This window comes from Komagataeibacter saccharivorans, from assembly GCF_004348195.1.
Lineage (GTDB): Bacteria > Pseudomonadota > Alphaproteobacteria > Acetobacterales > Acetobacteraceae > Komagataeibacter > Komagataeibacter saccharivorans.
On sequence record NZ_CP036404.1, the window covers coordinates 421,457 to 434,418 of the forward strand.

General features: G+C 64.0%; 8 protein-coding genes. 7 read left to right on the plus strand and 1 reads right to left on the minus strand.

What is annotated here, in order from left to right:
* Positions 1–16 precede the first annotated feature (16 nt).
* Positions 17–1,120: an N-acetylglucosamine-6-phosphate deacetylase gene (locus KSAC_RS01775; protein ID WP_132303868.1), complete on the plus strand. Its 1,104-nt coding sequence runs from the start codon at positions 17–19 to the stop codon at positions 1,118–1,120.
* A 55-nt stretch (positions 1,121–1,175) separates the two neighbouring features.
* Here the strand turns inward: KSAC_RS01775 and KSAC_RS01780 are convergent, their stop codons facing one another.
* On the minus strand, positions 1,176–2,054 hold the full coding sequence (locus KSAC_RS01780) for a DMT family transporter (RefSeq protein WP_162900492.1): 879 nt from the start codon (positions 2,052–2,054) through the stop codon (positions 1,176–1,178).
* A 368-nt stretch (positions 2,055–2,422) separates the two neighbouring features.
* On the opposite strand from KSAC_RS01780, the gene KSAC_RS01785 reads away from it, so the two are divergent.
* The 6 genes from KSAC_RS01785 (at position 2,423) to KSAC_RS01810 (ending at position 12,945) form a co-directional block, all read left to right on the plus strand.
* The gene (locus KSAC_RS01785) at positions 2,423–3,751 is read left to right on the plus strand and encodes an ATP-dependent DNA helicase (protein ID WP_102323819.1); all 1,329 of its coding nucleotides are present in this window, start codon (positions 2,423–2,425) and stop codon (positions 3,749–3,751) included.
* 574 nt (positions 3,752–4,325) lie between these two features.
* Positions 4,326–6,533 carry an EAL domain-containing protein gene (locus KSAC_RS01790; RefSeq protein WP_132303870.1) on the plus strand — a complete coding sequence of 736 codons (2,208 nt, stop codon included), beginning with the start codon at positions 4,326–4,328 and terminating at the stop codon, positions 6,531–6,533.
* Between the two features lie 35 nt (positions 6,534–6,568).
* Positions 6,569–8,314 (plus strand): putative bifunctional diguanylate cyclase/phosphodiesterase, encoded by a 1,746-nt coding sequence (locus tag KSAC_RS01795; protein ID WP_102323816.1) that lies wholly within the window; start codon positions 6,569–6,571, stop codon positions 8,312–8,314.
* Positions 8,315–8,689: 375 nt separating this feature from the next.
* A complete protein-coding gene (locus KSAC_RS01800) occupies positions 8,690–9,148 on the plus strand; it encodes an RrF2 family transcriptional regulator (protein ID WP_102323815.1) in 459 nt (152 codons plus the stop codon).
* A 220-nt stretch (positions 9,149–9,368) separates the two neighbouring features.
* Positions 9,369–11,684 carry an FdhF/YdeP family oxidoreductase gene (locus KSAC_RS01805; protein WP_132303872.1) on the plus strand — a complete coding sequence of 772 codons (2,316 nt, stop codon included), beginning with the start codon at positions 9,369–9,371 and terminating at the stop codon, positions 11,682–11,684.
* Between the two features lie 34 nt (positions 11,685–11,718).
* The gene (locus tag KSAC_RS01810) at positions 11,719–12,945 is read left to right on the plus strand and encodes a molybdopterin molybdotransferase MoeA (RefSeq protein ID WP_132303874.1); all 1,227 of its coding nucleotides are present in this window, start codon (positions 11,719–11,721) and stop codon (positions 12,943–12,945) included.
* Positions 12,946–12,962: the final 17 nt, after the last annotated feature.

Here is a 12,962-nt window from a genome sequence, read left to right on the forward strand (position 1 = left end):
GGGAGAAAGCCGTACCGTGAGCATTGACGGCCACATCGTCCTGCCCGACCGGGTCATGCCCGGCCGTATTGCGTTCGACACGGTCATTACCGGCATGCAGGACCGCAGCGACGTGCCGGATCGCTATATCCTGCCCGGTTTTATTGACGGGCATGTGCATGGCGGCGGCGGGGCCGATACCATGGATGGGGTGGATGCGATCCGCCATCTGTCACGTTTTCATATGCGCCACGGGACCACCACGCTCCTGCCCACCACCATAACCGCGCCATGGGATGATGTGCTGGGCGCGCTGCGGGCGGTGGCGGATGTCATGCGCGATGGCATGGCGGATGGCCCCGACATTCCCGGCGCACATCTGGAAGGGCCGTTCATCAGCCCCCACCGGCTTGGCGCGCAGCCACCCTTCGCCCTGCTGCCCACACCCGCGCGGGTTGGCGCGGCACTGGATACCGGGGCGGTGCGGGTGGTGACGCTGGCCCCGGAAATCGATCATGCACAGGCCGCAATGCGCCAGTTCGCGCAGGCGGGCGTGCGGGTCAGTATCGGCCATACGATGGCGGATTACGACTGCACGGAACAGGCCATCGGCTGCATCTGCGCGGCGGGCGGGGTTGCCGGTGGCACGCACCTGTTCAACGCCATGCCGCCGGTCATGGCGCGTGCGCCCGGTCCCGTTACGGCGCTTATGTGTAGCGATGCGGGCTATGGCGAGATGGTGTTCGACACCCATCATGTCCATCCGGCCCTGTTCGGGCTTGCGCATCGTGTGATGGGTGGGCGGCTTGTATTCGTGACCGACGCCATGCGCGCCACCGGCACGGGCGATGGCCCGAGCGAACTGGGCGGGCAGGGGGTCATGGTGGCCGATGGCGTGGCCCGTCTGGCCGATGGCACGCTGGCTGGCAGCGTGCTGACGCTGGATGTGGCGCTGCGCAACGCCGTGCGGGCCGGGGCATCACTGCCGCAGGCGGCCGGACTGGTCAGCACGCATGCGGCGAACTGGCTGGGCCTGCCCGATCGCGGCGTGCTCACACCGGGCCGCCGTGCCGATTTCGTCGTCATGGACCGGGATCTGAACGTGCAGGAAGTCTGGGTAGCCGGTCGCCGCTGTATATAAAGACAGCTTCAGAAGACGCCGCAGATCATTTCAGGGAATGTCCCACGGGATGGCCCTATGACTCTGCCGCATTGCCACGCATGCACAGCAATCCCCCCGCAAGGGCAAGACACAGCCCGACCGCATAGGCAGGCAGGAACGGTTCGTGAAAGAACATCACCAGCCACAGCGTTGACAGCACGGGGGTCAGGAAAACCAGCGCGGAAATCCGCACCGCGTTGCCGCGTGCCAGCGCCACTATCCAGAATATGTAGGACAGGCCATTGATCGCCACCCCGTTCAGGACCAGCGTGGGCAGGGCCGCCGCCGGTGGCAGGCTGATCCCGCCCGCCGCGGCCCCCACCGCCAGCGAGGTGAGGGTGGATGTCACGAACAGCCATACCGTGCCCGCCAGCGCATCGTCCATGTAGTATTTGGACAGGACCGACAGCACCGCGAAACACAGCGCGCCGCCGACCACCAGCCCCAGCGCGCCGGGATGGCCCAGTCCGATATGCAGCGGGTCGCCATGGCTTATGGTGATGATGATGGCCAGCACCCCGCAGGCCAGCCCCATTCCCTGCCGCGCGGTGGGCCGGACGTGAAAGAACACGGCGGACAGCACCACAATCAGCACCGGCCAGCTATACTGCGCGATCAGCACCGCAACCCCGTTGCTGATGCGGTAGCCGTGATAGATGCCAAGGTAGAACATGCAGTCCAGCACGCCCGCCATCATCGCCACCTGATTGGTCCGCCGCACGGGCGACAGCCGCGCGAAATTCCCCCGGCACATCACGGCAAATGCCGCGCCCACCGCCACGCAGGAAATGACGTTGGAGATGAACAGGAAATTGTAGAAATTGAGTGATACGAGCGCCAGCTTGGACACCGGGGCGATCAGGCTCCATGCCACGATGGCGGTCATGGCCAGCGCAAGGGGGGAGCGCATCATGCCACCCATCCCGCGCGCGGCGGGGATGATGGCGGCGTCCGGCGCGGGGCGGTCAGTGCGCGGTGGTGACGGCAGGGGTTTTTACGGACGATCATCATGGCATCGCCACTGTGGACCGCACGCGGCGGCTTATCAATACGATTACATAACGATCACGGCAATTGTGCTTTGCGGTTCATGTATGGCGGCAATCGTATTTTCCGTGGTACCGGGCCTGTCCGGCCCTGGCGGTCGGGGCAGGGCACGCTTTTCTTCTGGCCGGCTGTCGTGGCGCGGCTTATTAGTCAGGCGGATACGCAACCCGCAGGAAGGAACAGACCCGCCCCGATGCTTCAGGCCCGCGCATCTTCACCCCGTCCGGTGGTTTCATGTCCCGCACGGTCCTGACCGCGTGCCAGGAACGGGCGCTGGCGGAAATACTCGCCGCGCGCGGGGTCTCGGCCACCCATCTGCTGACCGGCTATGCCGGGACGGGCAAGACCACCCTCATGCAGCAGGTCGCCCGCGCGCTGCGCAAACGCGGGGCGGAAGTGGTGTTCACCGCCGCCACGCACAAGGCGACGGCGGTGCTGCGCGCGCGCGTTGGCAATCTGGCTCCGTGCCGCACCATCCATAATGTGCTGTCGCTGCAACCCGGCGCGCAGGACGGGCGCGAGGTGCTGCAACGCGCCGACCGGCCCGAACCGATCACGGCGGATGTCATCATCATTGATGAATGCAGTATGGTGGGTTCCGAACTCATGCGCTGGGTGCGCGAACTCGTGCCTGACCGCTTCGTGCTGTTCGTGGGCGATCCGGCGCAGCTTCCCCCGGTGGGGGAGGCCATAAGCCCGTCCTTCGCCATCCGTTCCGCCTCGCACCTCAATACCGTGGTGCGGCAGGCCGCCGATAACCCGCTGGTCGCCGCCGCCACCGCCATACGCGAAAGTCAGGGCGGCCCGCTGGACTGGTCATGGTGCCGCGCCAGCCATCATGACGGGGCGGGCCTGTTCGTGCCGCGCGCGCCGGACGAATGGATGCGGCGCGCCTTTACGTCCGATGAGTTCCGCGCGGACAGCGATGCGTTCCGTTACCTGTGCTGGACCAATGCGCGTGTGGACGCCATCAACCGCACCGTGCGGCGCTGGGTGCATGGGGGGGAGACGCCAACGCCCTTCGTCGCGGGGGAACGTGTGATCGCCCGCACCCCGGTCATGGATGTGGAAGGCCGTCGCGTGATGGTCGCCACCAACGAGGAAGCGGAAGTCGCCGCCATCCGCCCCACGGTGCTGCGCCATGCCTTTCCCGCCACGTCGAAGGTGGCGGGGTGGACAACGGAACTGCCGATCCATGAAGTGGTCCTGCGCACGCTTGCGGGGGATGAAACGCCGGTGCCGATCCTGCGCCCCGGCGCGGATATGGGCGCGATCGAGCGCAGGCTTAAAAACGAGGCGGCGCAGGACCGCGCGCGCTGGCAGCACCGTTTCGTGTTCCGCCGTGGCATAGGCAGGTTGCAGGCGGTCTATGCCATGACGGTGCATACCGCGCAGGGCAGCACGTTCGGGCGCGTATTCGTGGATGTGGGCGACATTGCCCGCCGCGCCAGCGCCAACCTGCTGGAAACGCAGCAACTGCTGTATGTGGCGGCGACACGCCCGTCAAAGGCCATGATCCTGACGGGCCTGCCCGGCCAGCTTGCGGGTGCGCAGGGGGACTGAGCGCCACAATACGCGATGCCGGAACCAGCGCAGGAAACGGACCGGCGGGGCATACGTTACAAAACAATATCTCCCCACATGATTTGTATCCATTCATGTTCAGTTATCGTATATTCAATATGCGTATTAATTAATTGTTAAATATTCTCAAATAGGCTGTTTTGTGTTATATCATATAATAACTGGAGCAGAAACCATTTGCGTTAGAGGCATCAATCGCCCGACAGGTCGGATCAATACCTGCCGCATTGGCAATCTGGAACCAGATGAAGTATAAATAGAGAACAGAATTAAAAAATATTACGATTTATGTGCCTTTTATAAATTTCTTATCCGACTGTAACGCCCCCATGGAGAAAACCGGCCCGTTGCCCCCACAGACCGCCCCGATCATTCCCCACGCCGCCATCGCAGGCCGCGCCGCTATGGAACGGAACCGGCTGCCTTCCCATATGAAAGGGGGAAGGGGACGCCGCGTGTCCATTCGTGCGGGGTGCTGTCCGTATTCCCTGTCCCGGTCGTTGCGGCGATGGGGGCGGATGATGAATGCCAGTGACGAAGGACGGTAATGCAGATGCGCGCGCCCCCAGCCCTGACCGCCGACATCCTGCTTCCCGCCCTTCAGCAGGCCATGGATGGCATCATAATCTTCGATCACGACGGTCGTGTCGTCTTCTGCAACCACGCTGCCGAGGGGCTGTGGGGCCTGACGCATACTGACATGATGGGCCGTGACGCCACGCTGCTGATCCCCGCCTGCGCGGGTCAGGCGGCGCGGACGGGCGGACTTGATGCGCTGGTCGGTGCGGCGCGGGAGATGGCCGTTACCCGCGCCGATGGCGATTATGTCTGCGCGGAACTGTCCATATCGAAAGTGCGGGCCGGGAAGGGGGACGCGGCACAGGTCTTTTACATCGCGACCCTGAAGAACGTGACGGAGGAAACCCAGCGCCGCAAGATCCTGATCCTGCAGAATGACGTGGTGCAGGCGCTGACGGGCGATATTGGCATGGCCGAAATCGGCGGCCTGATCTGCCGCAAGGTGGAAGGTTTCGTGCCTGACAGCGTCGGAATCCTGATGGTGCGTGACGATACGCGGCCGGAGTGGCGGGTCATATGCACGTCCGCCCTGCCGCCCCGTATCCGCACGGCGCTGGAAAGCGGGGGGCCGTCCGCTGTCGATCTGGAAAAGCTGGCCGCAACCCCGTCTTATGCCGGGCGGCTGGCATGGGACAGCTACCAGTCCCTGTGCCGTTCACTGGGGCTTCAGTCGTGCTACGCGGCACCTGTCATGGGCGCGGACGGGCAGGTTGGCGGCATTTTCGCGCTGTACCTGCGCGGGGCCAACCATCTTGGCGCATGGCCGCAGCGGCTGGTGGGGGCGTGTGCGCCCTTCTGCGCGCTGGCGATGGAACAGCAGGCGGCACGCACGCGCATTACCCGACTGGCGCGCTTCGACATGCTGACCGGGCTGCTCAACCGTAGCGCGCTGCATCAGGCCCTGACGGACGCCATCGCGCGCTCCGGCAACCGCCGCTTTGCCGTATTCATGCTCGATATCGACCGTTTCCACGATATCAACGACGCGCTGGGCCATATCCATGGCGACGAATTCCTGATGGAAATCGCACGCCGGCTGCGTTCGGTGGCGCAGGATGACTATATCCTCAGCCGCTCCGGCGGGGATGAGTTCGTTATGGTCGTGCCCGACTGCCACGGCGAACGGATCGCCAATGTGGCGGGGGACCTGATCGCGGCCATCAGCCGTCCGTTCCATATCGCCCGCAATACGATCGGCGTGACGTGCTGCATCGGCGTCAGCACCTTTCCCGCCAACGGGCCGGACAGTGAATCCCTGCTCAGCCATGCCGATGCGGCCATGCGGCAGGCACGGCACGACGGTTGCTGCGGCTTCCATGTCGCCAGCCCCACCAAAAGCCATGCCACGCCCGACCGGCTGCTGCTTGGGGCGGCGCTGCGCGATACGGTGGCCCATCATGGACTGGAACTGCACTACCAGCCGCAGGTCCATACCCGTACGCTGGACCTGACGGGGGTGGAGGCACTGGCGCGGTGGCATCATCCGCGCCTTGGCAACATCTTTCCCTCCCGCTTCATCGCGGTGGCGGAAGAAACCGGCCAGATCGAGGCCATCGGCCAGTGGGCGCTGCTTGAAGCATGCCGCCAGATCGTGAAATGGGACCGCGACGGCATCCATGTGCCCACGGTGGCCGTGAACCTGTCCGCCGTGCATTTTCGCAACCAGACGCTGCCCGCCTATATCGACGCGCTGCTGAAGGACCACGGTCTCAGCCCCGCGCGGCTGACGGTGGAAATTACCGAAAGTGTGACGATGGACAGCAGCCACGAGACCGAAAGCGTGCTGCATGCCGTGCGCGCGCTGGGCTGCGGGCTGTCGATGGATGATTTCGGCACGGGATATTCGTCGCTGTCGCGCCTGACACGGCTGCCGCTTACCGAAATCAAGATGGACCGCAGCTTCATCCATAATTTTGAACACGATACCAACGTGCAGGCCGTGACCATGGCGGTCATCGGTATCGGGCGGCGGCTGGGCATGACCGTGGTTGGTGAAGGGGTCGAGACGGCGGAACAGCGCGCGCTGCTGGAAGAACTGGACTGTGACGTGATGCAGGGTTATCTGTTCGCCCGTCCCCTGACCCCACGCAAGATGGAACAGTGGGTGCGCGATGGGGGTGGTCCGGCTGCCATACGCGCGACTGGTGCCGCCTCAGGCCCGCACACATCGGCCACGTCCTGACAGGACCAAGCGGGACCGAGGGGGATTTCCACATAATGCCATTCAAACATGATGACCGCCTGCGCGCGCTGACCCACAAGGATTCCGATTTCTGGGCCGATGTGGTGGACAACGTGCTGATCGTCGCCATTACCGACGTGCGGGGCATCATCACCTATGTCAACGACCGGTTCTGCGAGATCAGCCGCTACTCGCGTGAGGAACTGCTGGGGGCGACGCACCGCATCGTCAATTCCGGCTATCACGACGCGGCGTTTTTCCGGCAGATGTACCGCACCATCCGCGCAGGCGGCATCTGGCGCGGCAATATCTGCAACCGGGCGAAGGATGGCACGCTGTACTGGGTCGGCACCACCATCATGCCCAAGCATAACGCGCTGGGCGCGATCGAAGGCTACGTGGCCACCCGGTTCGAGATAACGGAACTTATGAACGTGCGCGACCGGCTGAAATCGCTGGCCGCGACCGATCCGCTGACCGGCCTGTTCAACCGTGGCGGCTTCAACTCCGTGCTTCAGGCCGCAGTGGAGCGCAAGGCGCAGGACATCGCGCGCGATGCGTTCCTGATGATGTTCGACCTTGACGGCTTCAAGCAGATCAATGACATCCACGGCCACCATGCGGGTGACGTGGTGCTCAAGGTCATGGCGCGCCGCCTGCTGGACCTGATCCACCCCGAAGATGCGGCATGCCGTCTGGGTGGCGACGAATTCGCGCTTATCATAAGCCACACGCTTGACCGCATGCCGCTGCCCGCCCTGCTGGAGCGGCTGCTGTCGGTGCTGGAAACCCCCGTCGAGGTCGGCGGCACCATGGTCAGCGTATCGGGCAGCGTGGGCGTTACCCCCATCGCGGCGCTGGAATGCGCCGAGACATTGCAGAAAAGCGCGGATGTCGCGCTATACGCCGCCAAGCGCGCGGGCGGCAATCAGGCGCGGATGTTCGATATCGCCCTGCACCAGCAGAGCATCGAACGCGCGCAGATCCTGGCCGATGCCCGCCGCGGGGTGGAAGAAGACCAGTTCGAACTGTATTACCAGCCCATCCTGAACCTGCGCACGGGACAGTGCGACCAGATGGAAGCCCTGCTGCGCTGGCATCACCCGCAGCGCGGGCTGCTGGCGGCGGACAGCTTCCGCGATGTGTTTCTGGACGCCGCGCTGGCACGGATGATGAGCCCGCAGCTTGTCCGTGTCTTTCGTGATGACATGCGGCTGTGGGCCAGCAACCTTGATGCCTGTCCAAGCCTTGCCATCAACCTGTCCCGGCTGGACCTGCTGAATGTCAGTTTCCAGAATGAACTGGAAATCGAGATCAGGCGGCAGGGCGGCAAGGCCGCGAATTATGTGCTGGAAATATCGGAATCCGTCCTGTCCGCCGGGCGTTCGGACCGGATGCTGGAACGGCTGCACGAACTGGCGGCGCAGGGGTTCCAGCTTGCGCTGGATGATTTCGGGCAGGCCATGCTGCCGCTTGAGATCCTGCGCAGCATTCCGTTCTCGATGGTCAAGATTTCCCGTACCCTTGTGGCCGGTATCGAACACAGCCAGCAGGCCCGCGCGGTGATCGCGCATCTGTGCGGCCTTGCCCATGCCTATGGGCTGGATGTGACGGTTGGCGGGGTCGAGAGGGAGGAACAGATGGCCATCCTGCGCGAAATCGGGGTGGACCGGATTCAGGGTTTCTATATCTCCGCCCCCATTTCGGCGGGGAACCTGCTGGTCGTGCTGGAAAAGCATATTCCCGACACGGGGCAGGGCGAAATCCCGCAGGATGCCTGACCCATTGGGCAGCCTGCGCGGCTGATCGCCGGGCGGATCATGCCTGTCGGGACGGCTGGCGCCATCATTTCATGAAATCACCCATCACCGCACCGGACAGGCAGGTGCCGCGAAAGCGGTGCGGCGGTCGGAAGATGGTATATATGTGTCGTATACAGAAAATTAAAAAATTATAAATATCAATTGTATTGCACTGTTTTCCGGTGGGAATGCACAGTGTTGCGCAACACCGATTGTTCACGATTTATCGGGGCCTATACGCAAATGACAGGAGCATCATGCCCGCCATGTCATGGCCATACAGTTCCAGCCACGGATGCCGCGCATGACCGGCGCTGCTGACGGGCAGGTGTCCCGGCCGGTCCCGCCCGCACCATGCGGCTGACGTTACACACGGATTACGCGCTGCGCGTTCTGCTCCATCTGGGCCAGAACCCCGGCAGGCGCATCCCGATCCAGTATATCGCCGGCCTGCACGGCATTTCCCACAACCATCTGGTGAAAGTGGTCAGCCATCTGGCCCATGACGGGGTCGTCCTTGCGCATCGGGGGCGCAGTGGCGGGGTGGAACTGGCATGCCCGCCGGAAGATGTCGTGATCGGGACCGTCGTGCGGCGGATGGAAGCCAGCCTGCAACCGGTTGCGGCCTGCACGCCCGCCAATGGACAACAGGACTGCCTGCTGGCGGATATATGCACCCTGCGCCCCATCCTGTCGCGCGCGCTGGACGCATTTCTTGCGGAACTGGACACCGTTACGCTGCGCGATATCCTGCCCCCGCCGGGTCGCCCGCCGCCCGCCGGACAGGCGGATCTGCCCGATGGCATGCCGTAACCACAGGCGGGTTCAAGGGGATGGCTTTATATGTCTGTATATGCCTATATATAAACAAGGCAGATAATTCGCGGGTTTTTGATAGATTTCAGTTATGAAAAGATAAAACTCATTTATCTACAATGTGATATGGGTTTTTCCTGTTGCAATGGCGCAGTCAGGGGGTCTTTCCTTCGGGCAAAGGCCACATGCTGCCAACGCAGAACGATACGGGAAAGCCATGTCCGACAAGCCGCAATACAAGCCCTATACCCATCCCGCCGGTGGCTGGGGGGCGGCGAACGCCACAGCCCGCGTGCTGATGGAACAGAGCGTGCTGGCCAAGGGATCGCGCGCGCTGCTGGCGATGAACCACCCCGATGGCTTCAAATGCCCAAGCTGTGCGTGGCCGGACCCGGACCGGGAAAAAACCCTTGAATTCTGCGAAAACGGGGCCAAGGCACTGGCGTTCGAGGCAACGAAGCGCCACATCGGGGCCGAATTCTTCGCCGCCCATACCGTTACCGAACTCATGGCGCGCAGCGATCACTGGCTGGAAGAACAGGGCCGCCTGACCCACCCCATGCGCTATGACGCCGCGACCGACCATTACGTGCCGTGCACATGGGATGAGGCATATGCCCTGATCGGCCAGCACCTGCAGGCGCTGGACAGTCCCGATCAGGCCGAATTCTATACCTCCGGCCGCACGTCGAACGAGGCCGCGTTCCTGTATTCCGTATTCGTGCGCGCCTACGGCACCAACAACTTCCCCGACTGTTCCAACATGTGCCACGAGCCGACCAGCCGTGGCCTGCCGCTGTCCATCGGCATTGGCAAGGGCACGGTGCGGATGGAGGATTTCGGCAAAACCGAAGCCATTTTCATCATCGGCCAGAACACCGGCACCAACAGCCCGCGCATGATGACCGAACTGGTCCATGCCCGCAAACGCGGCACGCCCATCGTGGCCGTCAACCCCATGCCCGAACGCGCCCTGATCCGCTTTACCGAGCCACAGGACCCGATCAAGATGGCGACGTTCGGCTCCACCCCCATCGCCAGTGAGTTCTGCCATGTGCGCATCGGCGGGGACGCGGCCTTCCTCAAGGGGGTGATGAAAACCCTGTTCGAACTGGATGCCGAAGCTGCGGCCAGGGGCGAACCTGCTGTTCTGGACCATGCGTTCATTGCCGAACATACATTCGGTTTCGAGGCGCTGAAAGCTGATATCGAAGCCACGCAATGGGCCGACATCGTGGCGGTGTCGGGGCTGACGGAAGAACAGATCCGCCGCGTGGGCGCGATCTATGCCGCATCCAGCGCCACCATCATCTGCTTCGGCATGGGGGTGACGCAGCACCAGCAGGGATCGCGCGTGATCCACCAGATTGCCAACCTGCTCATGCTGCGTGGCAATTTTGGCAAGCCGGGGGCAGGGATATGCCCCGTGCGCGGCCATTCCAACGTGCAGGGTGACCGTACGGTCGGCATTGATGAAAAGCCCAGCCCCGTCTATCTCGACCGGCTTCAGGAAGTATTCGGCTTCAACCCGCCGCGCGAACATGGCCACCATGTGGTTGAATCCGTGCAGGCGATGATTGACGGCACGGCGAAGGTGTTCATCGGCATGGGGGGCAACTTCATCCATGCCATTCCCGACACCCCCGTTGCGTATGCGGCCATGTCACGGCTGAACCTGACGGTGGGGATCGCAACCAAGCTCAATCGCGGGCATCTGGTGCATGGGCGTGATGCGCTGATCCTGCCGGTCATCGCGCGTTCCGAAATCGACCACCAGAAAACCGGGCCGCAATTCGTCACGATCGAGGACGCGATGTCCAACGTCACCGCATCGCGCGGGGTGCTGCATCCCGCCAGTCCCGACCTGCGATCGGAAATCGAGATCGTGTGCCGCATGGCGCGCGCGACCCTGCCGGACAGTAGTATCGCGTGGGAATCCTTCATTGATGACTATGACCTGATCCGCGACCGGATCGCGCAGGTCTATCCGGACCTGTACGCCGGTTTCAACACCCGCATCCGCGCCACCAAAGGCTTTGCCCTGCCGGTCCCCCCGCGTGAGCGCCGGTGGAATACCCTGACCGGGCGGGCCAATTTCCTGCTGATCGACGGACTGGACGAGGACACGCCCATTGGCGGCCCCGACATGCTGCGTTTGTCCACCATCCGCTCGCACGATCAGTACAATACCACCATCTACACCAATAATGACCGCTACCGGGGCGTGTACAACACCCGCACCGTCATCTTCATGAACGAGGAGGACATGCGCGAACGCAACCTGAGCGAAGGCATGCTGGCGGATCTTGAAACCATAAGCGATGACGGGGTCGAACGCCGGTTAAGCGGCTTCATGGTGCTGCCGTATCCCATGCCGCGCGGTTCGATCGCGGGGTACTATCCCGAACTCAACCCGCTTCTGCCGCTATCGCATTTTGACCAGATCAGCGGCACGCCCGCGGCCAAGTCCATTCCAGTGCGCGTCCATGCCGCAGCGACCGCCCCGCAGGCCGAAGCACTGCAACCCGCCTGAACGAAGCAGCCAGATGCATCAGGGCCAGATACAGATGAGCGTGCATGACTTCGCCCGCCGGGTGGATTACGCCACCGCGCTGGGACTGGTGCTGGCCCATGCCCGCCAGACGCCACAGCCCGTGGCGCGGGTGCCCCTTACCCAAGCCACGGGAAGGGTGGCCGCCCATGCGGTGCAGGCCACTTCCGCCCGACCGCCCGCCGATATTTCCGCGCTGGATGGCTATGCCTTCGCCCATGCCGATATGCTGGCACAGGGCAGCCTGCCGGTGGACGGGCGCACGGTGGCGGGGGACAGGCCCGCAGCCCTTGCAGCGGGCCATGCGCGCGCCATTCTGACCGGTGCGCGCATACCGGCGGGCGCGGACTGCGTTATGGCGGTCGAACGGATGACGCGGGGTGCGGGCGACAGGGTGGCCCCGGCCACGGCCCTTGCGCAGGCGGGAGCCAATATCCGCTACCGGGGCGAGGAATTCGGCGCGGGCGATGTGCTGGTACGCGCGGGACAGGTGCTGGACTGGCGGCATATCGCACTGCTGGCGTCGCAGGGCATGCGGGACGTGGCGGTGGCCCGCAGGCCGCGCGTATGCGTGCTGTCCAACGGGGCCGAACTGGCCGCCGATGCGCCGGGGGCGTGCGCGGATTCAAACACGCCCATGCTGGCCGCCATGCTGGGCAGTGCGGGTGCGCGGGTGCGGACGTGCAGTGTCGCATCCGATGATGTTGCGATGCAGGCCGCCCACCTGCGCGCGGCCTGCACCGGGACGGATGTGGTGGTGACCACGGGAGGCATATCGGTTGGCGGCACCGATCATATGCTGGATATCCTGCTGGCAATGGGCGCGCGGATCGTTTTCCGTGGGGTTTCCATCCGCCCCGGCAAACCCTTCACCATGCTGGAACATGATGGGCGGGCGGTGTTCTGCCTGCCCGGCAATCCGGGGGCTGCGGCCATCTGTGCGCTGGCCTTCGTGCAGCCTTACCTGCGCGTGCTGACCGGGGCGCCAGCGGACATGGCGCAGGTCAGCGCCACGGCGGATTTTTCAGCCGACGCCCCGCCCGATACCACCGGGTTCATACCCGTATCCATGCGGCGCGGGCCGCAGGGCTGGCACTTCATGCGGGTGCCAACGGCTGGCGCATCGGACATCATCGCGTTTTCCCGCGCCGATGCCCTGCTGGCCGCCAGTGCCGAAAACCCGGTGCGGGCGGGACAGGTGGCGTGGGCCATCCCGCTTCACGCGCCATCCGCGCTGGCCTGACGGCGCGGCATGCCGGG